Origin of the sequence: Curtobacterium sp. MCBA15_005 (genome assembly GCF_001864855.1) — a bacterium.
Lineage (GTDB): Bacteria > Actinomycetota > Actinomycetes > Actinomycetales > Microbacteriaceae > Curtobacterium > Curtobacterium flaccumfaciens.
Genome location: NZ_MJGL01000017.1, coordinates 1 through 18,050, shown reverse-complemented (window position 1 = coordinate 18,050; position 18,050 = coordinate 1). Strand labels below are relative to the sequence as shown.

Annotated in this window: 16 protein-coding genes; all 16 read left to right on the top strand. The window is 71.6% G+C overall.

The features are described from left to right. The first annotated feature begins 66 nt into the window (after nt 1–66). The 16 genes from tatA (at nt 67) to BIU89_RS09475 (ending at nt 18,012) form a co-directional block, all read left to right on the top strand. Nucleotides 67–351, top strand: a complete 285-nt coding sequence (gene tatA, locus BIU89_RS09550; RefSeq protein ID WP_027464884.1) for a twin-arginine translocase TatA/TatE family subunit — start codon at nt 67–69, stop codon at nt 349–351. 104 nt (nt 352–455) lie between these two features. Beyond that, a complete protein-coding gene (locus tag BIU89_RS09545) occupies nt 456–1,874 on the top strand; it encodes an MFS transporter (protein WP_083404288.1) in 1,419 nt (472 codons plus the stop codon). Nucleotides 1,875–1,927: 53 nt separating this feature from the next. Continuing rightward, on the top strand, nt 1,928–4,096 hold the full coding sequence (locus tag BIU89_RS09540) for an ATP-dependent Clp protease ATP-binding subunit (protein ID WP_083404287.1): 2,169 nt from the start codon (nt 1,928–1,930) through the stop codon (nt 4,094–4,096). Nucleotides 4,097–4,170: 74 nt separating this feature from the next. Then, nucleotides 4,171–4,725, top strand: a complete 555-nt coding sequence (locus BIU89_RS09535; protein WP_071246123.1) for a DUF2231 domain-containing protein — start codon at nt 4,171–4,173, stop codon at nt 4,723–4,725. Between the two features lie 45 nt (nt 4,726–4,770). Next, nucleotides 4,771–5,424: a response regulator transcription factor gene (locus BIU89_RS09530; protein ID WP_027464882.1), complete on the top strand. Its 654-nt coding sequence runs from the start codon at nt 4,771–4,773 to the stop codon at nt 5,422–5,424. Further along, nucleotides 5,421–6,626 (top strand): sensor histidine kinase, encoded by a 1,206-nt coding sequence (locus BIU89_RS09525; RefSeq protein ID WP_071246121.1) that lies wholly within the window; start codon nt 5,421–5,423, stop codon nt 6,624–6,626. The genes BIU89_RS09530 and BIU89_RS09525 overlap by 4 nt, the downstream gene beginning before the upstream one ends. Further along, nucleotides 6,623–7,141 (top strand): hypothetical protein, encoded by a 519-nt coding sequence (locus BIU89_RS09520; RefSeq protein WP_071246119.1) that lies wholly within the window; start codon nt 6,623–6,625, stop codon nt 7,139–7,141. Before BIU89_RS09525 ends, BIU89_RS09520 begins: the two co-directional genes overlap by 4 nt. Further along, on the top strand, nt 7,138–8,292 hold the full coding sequence (locus BIU89_RS09515) for a peptidoglycan-binding protein (RefSeq protein WP_071246118.1): 1,155 nt from the start codon (nt 7,138–7,140) through the stop codon (nt 8,290–8,292). The genes BIU89_RS09520 and BIU89_RS09515 overlap by 4 nt, the downstream gene beginning before the upstream one ends. After that, on the top strand, nt 8,289–9,035 hold the full coding sequence (locus tag BIU89_RS09510) for an ABC transporter ATP-binding protein (protein WP_254791576.1): 747 nt from the start codon (nt 8,289–8,291) through the stop codon (nt 9,033–9,035). The genes BIU89_RS09515 and BIU89_RS09510 overlap by 4 nt, the downstream gene beginning before the upstream one ends. Next, nucleotides 9,032–10,219 (top strand): ABC transporter permease, encoded by a 1,188-nt coding sequence (locus BIU89_RS09505; RefSeq protein ID WP_254791574.1) that lies wholly within the window; start codon nt 9,032–9,034, stop codon nt 10,217–10,219. Before BIU89_RS09510 ends, BIU89_RS09505 begins: the two co-directional genes overlap by 4 nt. Nucleotides 10,220–10,506: 287 nt before the next feature. Continuing rightward, the gene (locus BIU89_RS09500) at nt 10,507–11,832 is read left to right on the top strand and encodes a sugar ABC transporter substrate-binding protein (RefSeq protein WP_071246116.1); all 1,326 of its coding nucleotides are present in this window, start codon (nt 10,507–10,509) and stop codon (nt 11,830–11,832) included. Between the two features lie 3 nt (nt 11,833–11,835). Beyond that, nucleotides 11,836–12,924 carry a carbohydrate ABC transporter permease gene (locus BIU89_RS18770; RefSeq protein ID WP_083404285.1) on the top strand — a complete coding sequence of 363 codons (1,089 nt, stop codon included), beginning with the start codon at nt 11,836–11,838 and terminating at the stop codon, nt 12,922–12,924. Next, nucleotides 12,921–13,808: a carbohydrate ABC transporter permease gene (locus BIU89_RS09490; protein WP_254791572.1), complete on the top strand. Its 888-nt coding sequence runs from the start codon at nt 12,921–12,923 to the stop codon at nt 13,806–13,808. The genes BIU89_RS18770 and BIU89_RS09490 overlap by 4 nt, the downstream gene beginning before the upstream one ends. A gap of 261 nt (nt 13,809–14,069) precedes the next feature. Then, nucleotides 14,070–14,858 (top strand): DeoR/GlpR family DNA-binding transcription regulator, encoded by a 789-nt coding sequence (locus BIU89_RS09485; protein WP_071246112.1) that lies wholly within the window; start codon nt 14,070–14,072, stop codon nt 14,856–14,858. Continuing rightward, complete coding sequence (locus BIU89_RS09480) at nt 14,855–15,850, top strand: 1-phosphofructokinase family hexose kinase (protein ID WP_027464874.1); 996 nt, start codon at nt 14,855–14,857, stop codon at nt 15,848–15,850. The genes BIU89_RS09485 and BIU89_RS09480 overlap by 4 nt, the downstream gene beginning before the upstream one ends. A 74-nt stretch (nt 15,851–15,924) precedes the next feature. Next, nucleotides 15,925–18,012, top strand: a complete 2,088-nt coding sequence (locus BIU89_RS09475; RefSeq protein ID WP_071246110.1) for a PTS fructose transporter subunit IIABC — start codon at nt 15,925–15,927, stop codon at nt 18,010–18,012. Nucleotides 18,013–18,050: the final 38 nt, after the last annotated feature.

The window sequence follows — 18,050 nt, the reverse complement described above, 5'->3', positions numbered from 1 at the left end:
GGACTTCCGCCGCGTGGGTCGACGACGATCACCGGACGGCGACCAGTTCCACAACAAGGAGTCATGATGCTCGGAAACCTCGGCGGCATTCACCTGCTGATCATCCTCGGGATCGTCATCCTGCTGTTCGGCGCGACCAAGCTCCCGGCGCTCGCCAAGGGCCTCGGCCAGTCGATCAACATCTTCAAGAAGGAGATGTCCGACGACGAGAAGAAGGCCCAGGCCAACGGCACGGCGCCCGACGGCACGGTGCACAACAGCACCGTCCAGAACGCTCCCGCCGAGCCCGCCGCCGGTCCGGTCCTGAACCCGGGGCCGAGCGCGCAGCCGAACACCGACTCCCGGCGTTAGGACACCCAGCCCCGTCCTGTCGGCAGCCCCCGCGACCACATCGGTCGCGGGGGCTTCGTCGTGCGGGATCGACCGCCGGGCACCGCGTGCCGCAGGATGAGCACATGACCGCTCCCGTTCCCGTCCCGGGTCCCGTGCCGCACGGAGTCGCGCCGCTCCGGGACGACCGGCGGATCGTGCTGGTGGTGGCGATCCTGGCGTCGTTCGTCGTCGGGCTCGACTCGAGCGTCGTCAACGTCGCGCTCCCCGCGATCCGGCAGGAGCTCGGCGGGGGACTCGTCGTGCAGCAGTGGGTCGTCGACGCGTACCTGGTCACCCTCGGCTCGCTCATCCTGGTGGCCGGCAGCCTGTCCGACCTGTTCGGCCGGGTGCGGATCATCACCTGGGGGCTGGTGGTCTTCGGGATCGCCTCCGTGGTGTGCGCGATCGCCCCGACCGGCGAGGTGCTCATCGTCGCGCGGGCGCTGCAGGGCGTCGGCGGGGCACTCGTCATGCCGAGCGCACTCGCCCTCATCGTCGCTGCGTTCCGCGGGGCGGCGCAGGCGAAGGCGATCGGCACGTGGACGGCGTGGTCGAGCGCGGCCACGATCCTCGGCCCCGTGGTCGGCGGGTTGGTGGTCGACGGCATCGGGTGGCGGTGGGTCTTCGTGCTCACCGCGGTACCGATCGCCGTCACGATCCCGCTGGTCCTGCGCATCACCGGCGACGTGCACCCGGCGGTGCGCCCACGCATCGACGTCGTCGGGGCCGTGCTCGCCGTGGTCGGGGTCGGCGGTGTCGTGCTGGGCCTCATCGAACAGGAGCGGCTGGGGTGGGGTGCGCCCGTGGTGGTCGGCGCGCTCGTGCTCGGTGCGGCCGCACTCGTGGCCTTCGTGCCGTGGGAACTGCGGGTGACCCGGACGACGGGGTCGCCGCTCGTCCCGCTCGAGTTGTTCCGGGCGCGGAACTTCACGGTCGGCAACCTCGCGACCCTGTCGATCTACGGCGCGCTCGGCATGGTGTTCTTCGTCGTCACGCTGTTCCTGCAAGAGGTCTGGCGGTACCCGGCCTGGCTCGCTGGCCTCGCGACGCTGCCGCCGACGATCATGCTGCTCGCGCTGTCCACCGCCGTGGGGTCCGCGGCGGGTCGGTTCGGCCCGCGGTGGTTCATGGCCGCCGGGCCGGCCGTGGGCGCGGTCGGGGCGCTCCTGCTGCTGCTCGCCGGCGACGACCCGACCGGTTACTGGTGGTCGGTGTTCCCCGGTCTGGTGCTGATCGGCGTGGGCATCGCCCTGATGGTCACACCCCTGACGAGCGCGGTGCTCGGGTCGGTGCCGCAGTCCGAGGCCGGGTCGGGTTCGGCCGTGAACAACGCGGTCGCGCGGATCGCCGGCCTCGTCACGGTGGCACTGGCCGGTGTGGTGCTCGGCGGCGAGGTGAGCGTCGACGGGCTGCACCGGGCCATGGTGGTGATGGCGCTCCTGCTGGCGGCCGGTGCCGTCGTCAGCGCCGTCGGGATCCGGAATGTCCCCGACCGCACGTAAGTTGAGTGGAGTAGACTCAACTCCAGGACCACCGCAACGAAAGGACGGAACGCATGGCGAACCTCCAGGGCGCTCCTGACTCCCAAGAACGACAGAAGACCGCCCTCGAGCAGTACGGCATCGACCTGACGGCGATCGCCCGCAGCGGCAAGCTCGACCCCGTGATCGGACGTGACTCCGAGATCCGACGCGTCTCCCAGGTGCTGACGCGCCGCACCAAGAACAACCCCGTGCTCATCGGCGAGCCCGGCGTCGGCAAGACCGCCGTCGTCGAGGGGCTCGCGCAGCGCATCGTCGCCGGCGACGTCGCCGACTCCCTCAAGGACAAGCGACTCATCTCGCTCGACATCTCCGCCCTGATCGCCGGCGCCAAGTACCGCGGCGAGTTCGAGGAGCGGCTCAAGGCCGTGCTCAAGGAGATCAACGACTCCGACGGGCAGGTCATCACGTTCATCGACGAGCTGCACACCCTGATGGGTGCCGGGGGCGGCGAGGGCTCCGTCGCGGCGTCGAACATGCTCAAGCCGATGCTCGCCCGCGGTGAGCTCCGGCTCATCGGCGCGACGACCCTCGACGAGTACCGCGAGTACATCGAGAAGGACGCCGCGCTCGAGCGTCGCTTCCAGCAGGTCTACGTGGGTGAGCCCAGCGTCGAGGACGCCGTGGCGATCCTCCGCGGGCTCAAGGAGCGCTACGAGGCACACCACAAGGTGACGATCAACGACTCCGCACTGGTCGCGGCCGCGAGCCTGTCGAACCGGTACATCTCCGGCCGCCAGCTGCCCGACAAGGCCATCGACCTGATCGACGAGGCCGCGAGCCGACTCCGCATGGAGATCGACTCCAGCCCGGTCGAGATCGACGAGCTGAAGCGGAACGTCGACCGGCTGCGGGTCGAGGAGTTCGCGCTCAAGCAGGAGAAGGACGACGCCTCGAAGGCCCGCCTCGAGACCCTGCGCAACGAGCTGCACACGCGCGAGGAACGGCTGGCCGAGCTCGAGCAGCGCTGGCAGGCCGAGCGCGCGAGCCTGAACCGCATCGGTGAGCTCAAGCAGCAGCTCGACGACCTGAACATGCGGTCGCAGCGAGCTCAGCGCGAGGCCGACTACGAACTCGTCTCCCGACTGGAGTACGGCGAGAAGCCCCGCATCGAGGCCGAGCTCGCCGCCGCCGAACAGGCCGAGAGCGCCGACCGGATGGTGAACGACAGCGTCACCGACGAGGACATCGCCGCCGTCATCGCGCAGTGGACGGGCATCCCGCTCGGCCGACTGCTGCAGGGTGAGACCGAGAAGCTCCTGCACCTCGAGAGCGAGCTCGGCCGCCGCATCATCGGGCAGCGCACCGCCGTGACCACCGTGTCCGAGGCCGTCCGTCGCACCCGCGCCGGCATCTCCGACCCGGACCGCCCGACCGGTTCGTTCCTGTTCCTCGGTCCGACCGGCGTCGGCAAGACCGAGCTGGCCAAGGCGCTCGCCGAGTTCCTGTTCGACGACGAGAAGGCCCTCGTCCGCATCGACATGAGCGAGTACGGCGAGAAGCACTCCGTGGCCCGCCTGATCGGTGCCCCGCCCGGGTACGTCGGGTACGAGGCCGGTGGACAGCTCACCGAGGCGGTCCGCCGCCGTCCGTACTCGGTGATCCTGCTCGACGAGATCGAGAAGGCGCACCCCGAGGTGTTCGACGTGCTGCTGCAGGTGCTCGACGACGGGCGACTGACCGACGGCCAGGGGCGCACGGTCGACTTCCGGAACACGATCCTGGTGCTGACGTCGAACCTGGGGTCGCAGTTCATGACCGACCTGTCCCTGACCGACGTGCAGCGGGAAGAGGCGGTCCGTGAGCTCGTGCAGCAGGCGTTCCGACCGGAGTTCATCAACCGTCTCGACGACATCGTGGTGTTCCAGGCCCTGACGGCCGACGACCTCGGGCAGATCGTGTCGCTCTACGTCGACCGGCTGGCCCGCCGTCTGACCGACCGCCGGCTCGAGCTCGCCGTCACCCCCGAGGCGCGCGGCTGGCTGGCGGAGCGCGGGTACGACCCGCTGTACGGCGCTCGGCCCCTGCGTCGCCTGATGCAGCGACAGATCGACGACCGGTTGGCGCGGGCCATCCTGTCCGGTGACGTCCGCGATGGCGACACGGTGCGGGTGGACGTCGCGGCGGACGGCGACGGCCTGACGGTCGAGCCCTTCGAGCTGGCCGAGATCGTCGAGGAGTAGTCCACCAAGACGGACGGGAGGTCCGTCACCGGTTCCTGGGACCGGCGACGGGCCGCTCGTCTACCGTCCACGGCATGCCTGAGATCCGCGCGATCCGTCGCCTCACCGACGCAGTCGAGCACGCGAGTGTGCTCGACAAGGCCGTCGACATCGACCGTGCCGTCGTGAACGCCCTCGCCAAGCCGAAGGCCCTGCGCCAGCTGCTGCACGGCGTGCCGTTCGGTCACCCGATCCACCCGCTCATGGTCCAGGTGCCCCTCGGCGCCTGGATCTCCGCCGCGGTCCTCGACCTGGTCGGCGGGAAGGGCAACGCGAAGGCCGCCAAGACCCTGGTCGGCGTCGGGGTCGTCTCGGCGAGCAGCGCCTCGGTCGCCGGCTACGTCGACTGGTCCGAGCTGAACCGCGAGCAGCTCCGCACCGGATGGGTGCACCAGGCCGTGAACTGGACCGGCCTGTCGTTGTACGGGCTGTCGTGGCTGCAGCGGAAGCGCGGCAACCACGGCGCCGGCAAGCTGCTCGGCTTCGCGGGTCTCGCCGTCGTCAGTGTCGGCGGGTACCTCGGTGGGCACCTGTCCTACCGACAGCGTGCCGGCGTCAGCGAACACGGCGAGGTGCCGTTCGACGCCTGATCCACTTCCCAGGTCCGGCAAAGGTACGTCACGTGTGATGTATCGATGCGCGTACTCGTGGTGGACGACGAACGGGCCCTCGCCGACCTGGTCGCGACGGGCCTGACCCGGCAGGACATGGCGGTGGACGTCGCCTACCGCGGCGACGACGCCGACGAGCTGCTGGCGGTGCACGACTACGACGTCGTCGTGCTCGACCGTGACGTCCCCGGGCTGCACGGCGACGAGGTCGCACGGCGGCTCACCGCGCGCGGCGCACTCACACGGATCCTCCTGCTCACCGCCGCGACGACGTTGAGTGACCGTGTACACGGGCTCGAGCTCGGTGCCGACGACTACCTGACCAAGCCGTTCGAGTACCCGGAACTCGTCGCCCGGGTGCGCGCGCTCGGTCGACGGAGCGTCGCACCCGTCGCCCCGGTGCTCGAGCGTGCGGGGTTCGTCGTCGACACGAACCGGCGGATGGCCACGCGCGACGGACGGCCGCTCGACCTGACCTCGAAGGAACTCGGGGTGCTCGAGACCCTGCTCCGTGCGGACGGTCGGATCGTCTCCGCCGAGCACCTGCTCGAGAAGGTCTGGGACGTGAACACCGACCCGTTCACCGCCGCGGTCCGGGTGACGATGTCGAAGCTCCGCCGGAAGCTCGGGGACCCCGACCCGATCCGGACGGTGCCCGGTCAGGGTTACTCGCTGTGAGTCGGTGGGCCCGGGGCTGGAGCATCCGGACCCGGACGGCCCTGACGTTCGCGCTCGCGGCCATGGCGCTCGCGACCGGGGTCGTCCTCTTCACGAACACGATGTCGCTGGCCGGTGTCGGTGCCGGCCTCGACACCGCGGCCGTGCAGCGTCCGCCGTCCGGATCGCCGGGTGCCACGACCGCTCCAGAACCGATCGAGGTGGGCGGAGACGATGACGGTGCGGTGGCGGTGATCCGGCTCGTGGCCGTGCAGCAGTGGCAGTGGTCCGCGATCGGGATCGCTGGCGCCGGGCTCGCGGCCGGGTGCATCGGCTGGCTCGTCAGCCGCCGGGTCCTCCGCCCCATCGACCGGATCACCGCGACCACGAACCGCATCTCGGCGTCGAACCTGCACGAGCGCATCGCGCTGGACGGTCCGGACGACGAGCTCCGGCGGCTCTCGCGCACCGTCGACGACCTGCTGGAGCGGCTCGAGACCGCGTTCGAGAGCCAGCGTCGGTTCGTCGCCCAGGCGTCCCACGAACTCCGGACACCCCTCGCGGTGCAGCGCGCGGCGGTGCAGATCGGTCTGCACGACGACGCCGACCCCGCAGACGTCCGAGCGGTCCGGGCGGAGCTGCTGGAGCAGAACCGCCGCACCGAGCGGTTGGTCGAGTCGTTGCTCGTGCTCGCCGAGGCCGATCGCGGGCTGGCGGGTGCGACGCGCGCGGTCGACCTCGACGAGGTGACCGAAGAGGTCGTCGCGGGGGCGGCCCGGGACGCGGCCGAGGCGGGGGTGACGCTGACCCACGAGCGCCGCACCGGGCCTCCCGGCCTGGTCGTGCCGGGGGAGCCGACGCTGCTGCGGCAGCTGCTCGGCAACCTGGTCGGCAACGCCGTCGAGTACAACGAACCCGGCGGTGCCGTCCTGGTGACCACGGAGCCGGACGGGTTCGTCGTCGAGAACGGAGGGCCGGTGGTCCCGGCGGACGAGGCGGGGCTGCTCGTCGAACCGTTCCGCCGCGGTGGGACGGACGAGGCACGCGGGCAGCACAGCGGTCTGGGCCTGTCGATCGTGGCCGCGATCGTGCACGCCCACGGGTGGCGACTGTCGATCGCCGCACGGCCGACCGGCGGGCTGCTCGTCCGGGTCCGTGTTTCGCCGGTGCAACCCGACGTGCACGCGGGGCGAAACAGCCGTTCCGGTGTGCTGGAGGCATGAACCACACCACGATGACGACCACCCGTCGCACCCGGTCCCTGATGAGCGCGGCCGCGGCCGTCGTCCTGCTGCCCCTGCTGCTCGTCGGCTGCTCGGACACGGCACCGGACGACGACACGACGACGGCAGCCGGGAGTGCGGCGCCCGGCGTCGCCCTGGCCGAGTGCATGCGCGACCGCGGGTACGACATGCCCGACCCCGGCACGGGTGGCGGGTCGATGCGGCTCAGTGCACCCGACGGCGTCGATCCCGAGCAGTACCAGAGGGACCTCAAGGGCTGCCTCGACGACTCCGCAGCCGCCGGCGACGCGCAGGCCGCGCAGCCGATGCCGGGCAGCGAGGAGATCGCCCGGAAGACCGCGGAGTGCCTGCGGGAGCAGGGGTTCCCGGACTTCCCGGACGACCAGGAGGCGCAGAACCGGTTCCAGCCCGACGACCAGGAGGCGTTCGACGAGGCCGCCGGCACCTGCACCGACGCGGCCTTCGAGGCCGTCCAGGGCGGAGCCGGGTCGTGACCCACCGGCGCGCTCGACGCCGGACGATCGTGTCGGTGTGCCTCGTCGCGGCGGTGGCCGCGGGGGCCGGGACGTGGGCCCTCGCCACGGTGCCGAGCGGTCCGGGAGCCTCGGCCAGCAGCGGGTCGCGCGGCGGGACCGCGTCGACCGGAGCCACCGCCACGGTCACGCGCGGCGACCTGACCGACTCGAAGGTGTTCGCCGGGACGCTCGGGTACGGCGCAGCGACGGGGGTCCCCGGTGCCGCCGCCGGCACGATCACCTGGCTGCCCCGCGCCGGCGACGTCATCGAACGCGACGGGGCCCTGTACGCCGTCGACGAGCGGGACGTCCGGTCGATGTACGGCACCGTGCCGCTCTGGCGTGACCTGGAACGGGGGCTGCAGGGCGCCGACGTGCGGCAGCTCAACGAGAACCTGGCCGCGCTCGGGTACGACGTGTCCGTGGACGACCGGTTCGGTCCACGGACCGAGCGAGCCGTCCGGCAGTGGCAGCGGGACCGCGGACACGAGGTGACCGCGGTGCTGACGGCGGACGACGTCGCCTTCGTCGACGGTGCGGTCCGGGTCGCCTCGGTCGACGGTCGGCTCGGGGAGCGGATCGCCGGCGGAGCGGGTGCGGCGGCGGGTGCGGGTGGTGCAGGCGCAGGCGCAGGTGCAGCGGACGGTACGGGTGCGGCGGCCGGCGCGGGCGTGGCGGCCGACGTCCTGCAGGTCACGAGCACCCGGCGCGTCGTCGCGGCGACCGTGCCCCAGCGCGACGCCGAGCGGCTCGCGGTCGGCACCGACGTCGAGGTCCGGGTGAACGGCGCCGGGGCAGCCATGCCCGGATCCGTCGTCGACGTGCAGCCGACGACGAGTGAGGACGGCGGGACGGCCGTCGACGTCTCCGTGTCGTTCGACCCGGGGAAGCGCACGCTGCCCGCCGCGGCGTCCGCGCAGGTCGACGCGAAGGGCACCACCGAGCACGACGTCCTGTCCGTGCCGGTGGCCGCACTCGTCGCGGGTGCCGGTGGCCGGTACGCCGTCGACGTCGTGCAGCGGGACGGCACGACGGAGCGGGTCCGGGTCGAGCCCGGCTTCAGCGCGGACGGACGGATCGCGGTCACGGGCGACCTGGCCGCCGGCGACCGCGTGGTGGTGCCCGGATGAGCGCCGTGCTGCCACCTGCCGCCGTGCTGCCACCCGCCGCCGTACTGCCACCCGACTCCGTCCTGTCGCTCCGTGACGTCACGAAGACCTACGGCGACGTCGGAGCCCTGCGCGGGGTGTCGCTCGAGGTCACCGCGGGCGAACTCGTCGCGGTCGTCGGGCCGTCGGGGTCGGGCAAGTCGACGATGCTCAACGTCGTCGGGACGCTCGACCGTCCCACGTCCGGCACGGTGACGATCGCCGGCAACGACGTCGCGACGATGTCCGACGACGCCCTGTCCGGACTCCGTGCCGACCACATCGGGTTCGTCTTCCAGCACTTCCACCTGCAGGCCGGCGCGACCGCCACCGAGAACGTCGCCGACGGCCTGCTCTACCAGGGCGTGCCCCGGCGCGAGCGGCAGCGGCTGGCGGTCGAGGCCCTGGGCCGCGTGGGCTTGGCGCACCGGGTGGATCACCGACCGCACCAGCTCTCCGGCGGCGAGCGCCAACGCGTCGCCATCGCGCGGGCCGTCGTGGGTGACCCGACGATCCTGCTCGCCGACGAACCGACGGGTGCACTCGACACGGCGTCCGGTGCCGCGGTGGTCGAGCTCCTGCGCGAGCTCAACGCGGCGGGCACGACGGTCGTGGTCATCACGCACGACCTCGACCTGGCGGCGTCGCTGCCCCGGCAGGTCCGGATGCGTGACGGCCGGATCGAGCACGAGGTCGCGCCGGTCGTCGACGAGGTCGCCCGGTGAGCCGGCGTCGGTCCGTGGGCGCGGTCGACCTGCTCCGCCTCGGCGTCTTCGGGTTGCGGACCCGTCCGGGTCGCGTCGTGCTGTCGGCGCTCGGCATCGCGATCGGCATCGCGGCGATGCTCGCGGTCGTCGGGATCTCATCGTCGAGCAAGGCGAAGGTCGACCAGGTGCTCGACACGCTCGGAACGAACGTGCTCACCCTCACACAGGCCCAGGGCCTCGGCGAACCGGTCCCGTTGCCGTCCACCGCACTCGAATCGGTGCTGCGGCAGGACGACGTCGAGTCGGCCGCGGCCGTCGGCACCGTGCCCGACACCGGTGTGTACCGGAACGACCACGTCCCGGCGCCCGAGACGAAGGGCCTCGGGGTGCTTGCAGCGTGGGGCGACGTGCCACGGGTCCTCGGCGGCCAGCTCGCAGCCGGGCGGTGGATCGACGATGCAGCCGGGGCGCCGCCGCAGGTCGTGCTGGGGGCACGGGCGGCCGCGGTCCTCGGCTTCGACGACCTGCGGCCGGACAGCCGGGTCTGGATCGGTGGACAGTGGGTGCAGGTGGTCGGGGTGCTCGAGCCCGTCGCGCTCGCCGAGGACCTCGACTCGCGGGTGTTCGTGCCCCGCGGGTTCGCCGGGCAGCTGGGCTTCGACGGGTCCCCGACCGCGGTCTACACGCGTGTCGACCCGGCCCACGTCGAGCGGTCGAGGGACCTGCTCGCCGGTGCGGTCCGACCCGGGGCGCCGCAGGACGTCGGCGTGACACGGCCGTCGGACGCGTTGGCCGCGAAGGACGCCACCGACGACTCCTTCACCGGGCTGCTGGTCGGCATCGGCGGGGTGGCGCTGCTCGTCGGTGGCATCGGGGTGGCGAACACGATGGTGATCACCGTCCTGGAACGCCGCGCCGAGGTGGGCGTCCGTCGTGCGCTGGGGGCCCGTCGTCGGAACATCCGCGACCAGTTCCTGGTCGAGTCGTTGCTGCTGTCGTTCCTCGGTGGGCTGGCCGGCGTCGTGCTCGGTGTCGCGGTGACGGTCGTCTTCGCCGTCACGCAGGGCTGGCCGGTCGCACTGCCGGTCTGGGCCGTCGTCGGGGGACTCGGTGCCACGGTCGTCATCGGCGGGGTCTCCGGGCTCTACCCGGCGGCACGCGCGGCGCGGATCCCGCCGACGTCCGCCCTGGCGGCCGTCTGACGCGTGCGGTGGACGCACGCTCTGGAGGCCCGGTGCCGGTCCGGCGGACCGGCACCGGGCCTCCAGGCGGTCGCTTCCCCACACCGGACGCGAGTCGCAGATCATGCCTGGTCATGACCACCTGGTCAAGCATCTGCGTCGATCTGTTCGACATCCGTGATGCCCCGGAAACACGCGGATCGAAAGCGGTCACAGGGACCGATCGAACGGTTGACAAGGGGCCGTGCAGGGTCTTCTATTGCGAATACGCAACGTCCTTTCATAAAGGTCGGACCAAGGGAGTCATCGTGACACGAACGCGTTTCGCCGCACTCGGTGCGCTCGCCCTCACAGGCGCGCTCGCCCTCACCGGGTGCTCCGCCGGGAGCAATGCCGCTTCCGACGGCGGCACGAAGTCCATCGGCACACCCGATGGCAAGGGCAAGACCATCACCGTCTGGATGATGAACGGCGACCTGAGCGACAAGGTGCTCGACGCCGCCGGCAAGCAGTTCACCGCCGACACCGGGGCGAAGGTGAAGATCCAGACCCAGCAGTGGGACGGGATCACCACCAAGCTCACCACGGCGCTCGCGCAGAGCGACGCCCCCGACGTCGTCGACCTCGGCAACACGCAGGTGCCGGTGTACGCGGCCGCCGGCGGGTTGACCGACCTGACGCCGCACCGCGACGAGCTCAAGGACGGCCAGACCTGGCTCACCGGGCTCGAGGGCCCCGCCACCGTCGACGGCAAGCTCTACGGGGCACCGCTGTTCGCCGGCAACCGGGCCGTGGTCTACGACAAGAAGGTCTGGAAGGACGCTGGCGTGACCGACGTGCCGACCACCTACGACGAGCTCACCGCCGACCTCGACAAGGTCAAGGCCGCCAACCCGGCCAGTGACTTCTCCGCCTTCTACATGCCCGGTCAGTACTGGTACGGCGGGCTGCAGTGGGTCTGGGACGCCGGCGGCGAGATCGCGACGGACAAGGACGGCAAGTGGACCGGCACGCTGGACTCCACGGACGCGGTCGAGGGGCTGACCGCCTGGAAGGACTTCCAGAACGCGTACTCGGCGAAGTCCACCCAGGACATCAACACCGACAAGCCCTCGCAGAGCGACGTCTTCGCACAGGGCAACACCTCGGCGTTCCTCGGGTCCGCCTGGGAGATCGGCTCGATCACCACGGCGAAGCCGGAGCTCGCCGATCGCATCGGCACGTTCCCGATGCCGTCGTCCACGGCGGGGAAGACGCAGCCGGTGTTCCTCGGCGGCTCCGACCTGGGGATCCCGGCCAAGGCGAAGAACCAGGAGCTCGCGCTGTACTACCTGAAGATCCTGACCTCGAAGGAGTTCCAGCAGGACCAGGTGTTCGGGGTCGACGGCTGGGAGCCGAACTCCACCGAGCTGCTCGACGCGGTCGCCGGCGACGTCGACGAGCTGCACAAGCCCTACTTCGAGGCGGCCGGCACGAGCCGACCGACCCCGGCCACCCCGGGCTGGGCCACCATCGAGGGCGACGCCTCGTTCCAGTCGATGTTCGCCGACGTCGCGACCGGCCGGAAGTCGCCGGAGCAGGCCGCCGAGGGCTTCTCGAAGCACCTCACGACCGCGCTGAACGCGCAGCCGTAGGCGATGACGTCCACTGCGGAGCCGGTGACCGACGCGGAGCAGTCCGCGCCGGTCGCCGGCGGGCGGGGCGCCGGCGGCCGGGGTGCCGGGGGCCGGCGTACCGGTGGCCGGTGGGCCCGGGGCCGGCGGGCCGACGGGCCGATTCAGGAGCCGTCGCGGGGTTCCCGGCCTGGTGGGCGCGACGCGGGTCGTCGGTCGCCGGTCGGGTCGCGGGCGCCGCTCGTCCTGCTGGCCCCGGCGGCGCTGCTGCTCCTGGCCCTCGTCGTCTACCCGCTCGTCCGGCTCGTCGTCATCTCGTTCCAGGACTACGGGCTGCGGGCGATCTTCACCGGACAGGCCGGGTTCACCGGGCTGACGAACTACACGGACGTCCTGACCGACGCGTCGTTCTGGCCGGTCATCCTGCGCACCGTGCTCGTGACGGGCGCGATGGTCCTGGGCACGATCGTCATCGGCATGGGGGTGGCGCAGCTGCTCACCCGCCTCGGGGTCGCGATGCGCACGATCGTCAGCGTCGTGCTCGTGCTGGCCTGGGCGATGCCGAACGTGGCCTCGAGCCTGGTCTGGCAGTGGCTCTTCCAGCCGTTCTACGGCGTGCTCAACTGGCTCATCACGCAGCTGCGGGTGTTCGGGGACCACACGCAGGACAACTGGGCGTCGCACCCGGGCCAGGCGTACACGATCGTGCTGACGCTCGTCATCTGGCAGGCCGTGCCGTTCGTGGCGCTGACGCTGTACGCCGCGCAGTCCCAGATCGCGCCGGAGTACTACGAGGCCGGTGCGCTCGACGGGGCCTCGGTGTGGACGATGTACCGCGCGATCACGCTGCCGGCACTCGCGCCGACGCTGCTGCTCGTGTCGATCCTGTCGGTGATCTGGGACTTCAACGTCTTCAACCAGATCTGGCTGCTCACCCGCGGTGGACCGGAAGAGGCCACGCTGACGCTCGGCATCTGGACCTTCGTGCAGTCGTTCGTGTCCAACGCCTACGGGCAGGGCGCGGCGATCGCCGTGATCTCCACCCTGATCCTCGGGGTGCTCACCAGCTACTACATCCGCCGGCTCGTCCGCAGCGGCGAGGAGGACCTGTGACCGTCTCGAGAACGGCGCCCCGTACGAGCGGGGCGTCCGCGCCGGGCCCCGTGCGGGTGCGCAAGCGCAAGCCGCGCGTCCTCGCGAACACCATCGCCGTGCTGTTCTGCCTGGTGTGGGTGTTCCCGATCTACTGGATGGTGAACACCGCCTTCAAGCCCGCCGACGAGGTCACCACGATGACCCCGATCTGGGCGCCGCTGCACCCGACGCTCGACAACTTCACGCGGGCGCTCACGCAGGAGGGCTTCCTGGTCTACCTGCGGAACTCCACGATCGTCGTGGTGGCGGCCGTACTGCTGTCGATCGTCGTCGGGTTCCTGGCATCGGCGGCACTGTCGCGGTTCCGGTTCCGGGGACGGCGGGCGATCCTGGTCGCGATCCTGTTCGTGCAGATGATCCCGTCGGGTGCACTGCTCATCCCACTGTTCCTGTCGTTCCAGACCCTCGGGCTGCTGAACAGCTACGTCGGGCTGATCCTGGCGTACGTGGCGAGCGTGCTGCCGTTCTCGATCTGGGTGATGCGCGGCTTCTTCGTGGCCGTCCCCGTCGAGATCGAGGAGGCGGCGAAGGTGGACGGCGCCGGCACCTTCCGGATCCTGTGGAGCGTGCTGTTCCCACTCGTCATGCCCGGGGTCATCGCCACGAGCGTGTTCGCGTTCATCGCGGCGTGGAACGACTACCTGATCGCGTACGTGATGCTCAAGGACCAGGGGATGTACACGCTGCCGGTCTGGCTCGCCGGGTTCTCGACGAACAAGGGCACGGACTTCGGCGGGCTGATGGCGGCGAGCGTGCTGTTCTCGATCCCCGTCGTGGTGTTCTTCCTCATCGTGCAGCGCCGACTGGTCAGCGGGATGACGGCGGGTGCCGTGAAGGGGTAGCACGTCGGACGACCGACACCTGCGTCGTGTCGCGAGGTCACAACACCCCGCATGCTTGCCTGCGAGCGGTCACGGAACGTCGGCTGGCGCGGTCGCAGCCGACACTTCGTGACCCCTCGACCTTCGGCTCGCGACGTGTTGTGACCGCTGCAGCGCCCGCCCTGCACCTGTGGACGTGTTGGTTGTGTGACGGAACGGTTGCGTTCTTGTGGGTTTCGGACGTACAGTGCTCGAAACCCAACGGAACGAAGGAGTTCGGGCATGTACGCAACCGAGCGGCACACCGCCATCGCCGCCGAGCTGCAGTCCGCCGGCCGCGTGTCGGTCGCCGGTCTGGCCGAGCACTTCGACGTCACCACCGAGACCGTGCGCCGCGACCTCGACCTGCTCGAGACCGCCGGGCTCCTGCGTCGGGTGCACGGGGGAGCGGTCCCCGTCGGGCGCTCGAGCGTCGTCGAACTCAGCGTCGCCGAGCGGGAGGGCCAGCACGGCTCCGCGAAGTCCGCGATCGCCCGGGCCGCGATGCGCCTGGTCCCGCCGACTTTCACCGGCTCGATCGCCCTCGACGCCGGCACCACCTGCGCCGCCGTCGCCTCCGAACTCGCCCGCTGGGAGCCCGAGGTCGTCGGCTCGACGATCACCGTCATCACGAACTCGGTGCCGATCGCCGCCACCCTGCAGCACAGCGAGCACCTCGAACTGCACCTGCTCGGCGGCCGCGTGCGCGGCGTCACGAGCGCCGCGGTCGGCACGGCCACCGTCGAGCAGATCGGCGCCCTCCGGCCCGACGTGGCGTTCATCGGCACGAACGGCCTGTCCGCCGGCTTCGGCCTGAGCACCCCGGACGAGTACGAGGCCGCCGTGAAGGGCGCCTACGTGCTCGCCGCCCGACGGGCCGTGGTGCTCGCCGACGCCGCCAAGCACGGTGTGGAGGCCCTGATGCGGTTCGCCCGCCTGGACGAGATCGACACGCTCGTCACCGACCAGCAGCCGCCCGCCGACCTGGCCGAGGCGCTCGCCGGCTCCGACGTCGAGGTCGTCGTCGCATGAACGTCCGCATCGTCACGGTCACCCCGAACCCGTCCCTCGACCGCACCATCGAGCTCGCCGGCGAACTGCAGCGCGGCGCCGTCCAGCGTGCGACCCGGTCCACCGCGGAACCCGGCGGCAAGGGAGTCAACGTCTCCCGCGTGGTCGTTGCGAGCGGCGGGGACACCGTCGCCGTCCTGCCCGGCGACGAGCTCGACCCGGTCCTGCTCGGCCTGGCCACGCGCGGCATCCCCACCGCAGCGCTGCCGATCGGGGCGCCGCTCCGGTCGAACGTCACCGTGACCGAGCCGACCGGCACCACGACGAAGCTCAACGAACCCGGCCCCTCGCTCGCCGGACGCCTCGACGACCTCGCCGCCCTGGTCGCCGACACCGCCGCCGCGACCGCCACCGGCCCCGCCGCCCGCTGGGTCGTGGTCGCCGGGTCGCTGCCGCCCGGTCTGCCCGACGACGCGCTGGCCGTGCTCGTCCGGGCCGTCCGTGCCCGCCACGGTGCGGACGTCCGGATCGCCGTCGACTCGTCCGGGGTGCCGTTCACCGCTCTGCTGCAGTCGGGTGAACGGATCGACCTGGTGAAGCCGAACGCCGAGGAACTCGCGGAGGTCGTCGGCGGCGACCCCGAGGAGTACGAGCGCGACCTCGACGCCGCGGTGGCCGGGGCCCAGCGGCTGCGGCGGCGGAACGTCGGCACGGTCCTGCTCACCCTGGGCAGCGCCGGCGCCGTGCTGGTCTCCGATGAGGGCGCGTTCGCCGCCGCCGCACCGAAGATCGTCGCCCGGTCGACGGTCGGCGCGGGGGACTCCTCGCTCGCCGGCTACCTGCTCGCCGAGGTCGCGGGAGCGTCGCCCGAGCAGCGTCTCGCCCAGGCCGTCGCCACCGGTGCCGCGGCCGCAGCCCTGCCCGGCAGCGACGTGCCGGCACTCGACCACACCGACCCGACGGCGGTCTCCGTCCGGGTGCTCGAAACGCACCCGGCCCCCGAACCCGCCTGATCCCCTCCCCACCCGATCACCCCACGAACACCTGCACCACCGCGCGATCAGCGCCATTGCGAAGGAGCAAGCACATGTCCGCAGACTCGAGTCCGCGCCTCATCAGCGCACAGCTCGTCGGCCTCGACGAGGACCTCGGCGCCACGTCGACCGACGTGATCCGGGTGCTCGCCGACCGCGTCGCCGCGACCGGCCGCGCCGCCGACGGCGCCACGCTCGCCGACGACGCCATCAAGCGCGAGGCGAGCGTCGGCACGGGCGTCCCCGGTGGCATCGCCATCCCGCACGCCCGGTCGGCGTCGGTGTCCGAGCCGACGCTGGCGTTCTCGCGCCTGGCCCGGAAGGTGCCCTTCGGTGCTCCGGACGGCGACGCCGACATCGTGTTCATGATCGCCGTGCCCGAGGGGGCCGACAAGGACCACCTGACGGTCCTCTCGACCCTGGCCCGCGCGCTCATCCGTGAGGACTTCACCGCCGCGCTGCGCGCCGCGACCACGGCCGACGAGATCGTCCGGTTGGTCGACGACGAGGTGAGTGGCGAAGTGGCCGAGGCCGGCGTCGGGAAGGCGAGCAGTGCCTCCGATCCGGCCACCGCGCCGGAGGCGGGCCGCAAGGTCTTCGTCGGCGTCACCGCCTGCCCGACCGGGATCGCGCACACCTACATGGCGGCCGACGCCCTCGTCGCCGCAGCCCAGCGCGCCGGTGCCGAGATGCACATCGAGACGCAGGGGTCCTCGCAGGTCGAACCCCTCGACCCGGCGCTCATCGCCCGGGCCGACGCCGTGGTGTTCGCGGTCGACGTCGACGTCCGCGACCGCGGTCGGTTCGCCGGCAAACCGCTGGTGTCCGGACCCGTGAAGCGCGGTGTCGACGAGCCCGACAAGATGATCGCCGAGGCCATCCGCGCCTCGGATGACCCGCACGCCGCACGCGTGCAGGGCGGCGCCGCCGTCGAGGGCGAGACGAACAAGTCGAACGAGCACTTCGGGCAGGCGCTCAAGCGCTGGCTGCTCACGGGCGTCAGCTACATGATCCCGTTCGTCGCCGGCGGCGGGCTCCTCATCGCGCTCGGCTTCCTGCTGTCCGGGTACGGCATCGCGCTGACCCACGGTGACTCGGGCCAGAACAACGCCGTCTTCACGCTCACCAACTACACCCTGCTGAACCTGCCGCCGGAGGGCCTCGGCTACTACCTCGGCGCCGCCGCGTTCCAGATCGGGTCCGTGTCGCTCGGGTTCCTGGTCGCCGCACTCGCCGGGTACATCGCCTACGCCATCGCCGATCGTCCGGGCATCGCACCGGGCTTCGTGGCCGGGTCCATCGCCGTGTTCATGAACGCCGGGTTCCTCGGTGGTCTGGTCGGCGGTCTCATCGCCGGTGCCGCCGCGTACTGGATCGGGCGCATCCCGACCTGGCGCTGGCTGCGCGGCCTGATGCCGGTCGTGATCATCCCGCTGTTCGCGTCGATCATCGCCTCGGGCCTGATGCTCCTGGTGCTCGGTGGCCCGATCGCCTGGGTCATGACCGAGCTCACCGCGTTCCTCAACTCGCTGTCGGGTGCCTCGGCCGTGCTGCTCGGGATCATCCTCGGCCTGATGATGGCGTTCGACCTCGGTGGTCCGGTCAACAAGGTGGCGTACGCGTTCGCCGTCGCCGGGCTCGGTGCCGGGACCGCCACGAACGTGGTGCCGTTCGAGATCATGGCCGCCGTCATGGCGGCCGGCATGGTGCCGCCGCTCGCACTCGCACTCGCCTCGACCGTGCTCTACCGCAAGGGCTTCACGAAGCCGGAGCGCGAGAACGGCAAGGCCGCGTGGCTGCTCGGTGCGTCCTTCATCTCCGAGGGTGCGATCCCGTTCGCCGCTGCCGACCCGCTGCGCGTCATCCCGGCGTCGATGGTCGGTGCCGCGATCACGGGTGCGATCTCGATGGCTGCCGGCGTGACCTCGCGAGCGCCGCACGGCGGGATCTTCGTCTTCTTCGCGATCGGTGACGTCCTGATGTTCGTCGTCGCGATCCTGGCGGGGACCGTGGTGTCCGCGCTGGTGCTCGTCGCCCTGAAGAAGTGGGTCCGTCGTCGCCCCGTCGACGAAGCCGCTGCGGCCAGTGAGGCTACCGTGGCCGGCGAGACGGTGGGCCAGCGCGCACCGGTCGCCGCGTAGTCGACGCGACCGCAGGGAAGACGGGAGGCCCGGTGCCA